Raw genomic sequence first — 336 nt, 5'->3', positions numbered from 1 at the left:
ATGACGGACACCACGCTGCGCATGCACATTCTCGATGGCACGAAGAACTGCAAGATCGTCTACGTCGGCGACCACTGCCAGCTTGGCCCCGTGATGGAGACGGTCTCACCCATCTACCTGGATGAGCTGCCCTTCTTCGAGCTCACCGAGCCGATGCGCACCAACAACCCGCACCTGCAGGCGATCAACCAGCAACTGCGCAACACCGTCGAGACGGGTGAATTCCTGCCGATCCGGATCGTGCCGGGTGTCATCGATCACCTCTCCGACGAGCAGATGGAGTACGAGGTAGGCCTCAACTTCACGCAGCAGACGCATGAGAAGCGGATCCTCGCC

The 336-nt window shown here is 60.4% G+C and carries 1 protein-coding gene; it reads left to right on the top strand.

Going from position 1 to position 336, the window contains the following annotated elements:
• A partial coding sequence (locus tag SB717_RS34375; protein ID WP_410907326.1) for a hypothetical protein occupies positions 1–336 on the top strand: 336 nt, incomplete at both ends.

The sequence above is a fragment of the Priestia sp. SIMBA_032 genome, from assembly GCF_046535215.1.
GTDB lineage: Bacteria > Bacillota > Bacilli > Bacillales > Bacillaceae_H > Priestia > Priestia aryabhattai.
The sequence above is the reverse complement of the archived record's forward strand: the minus strand, read 5'-3'. Positions and strand labels throughout refer to the sequence as shown.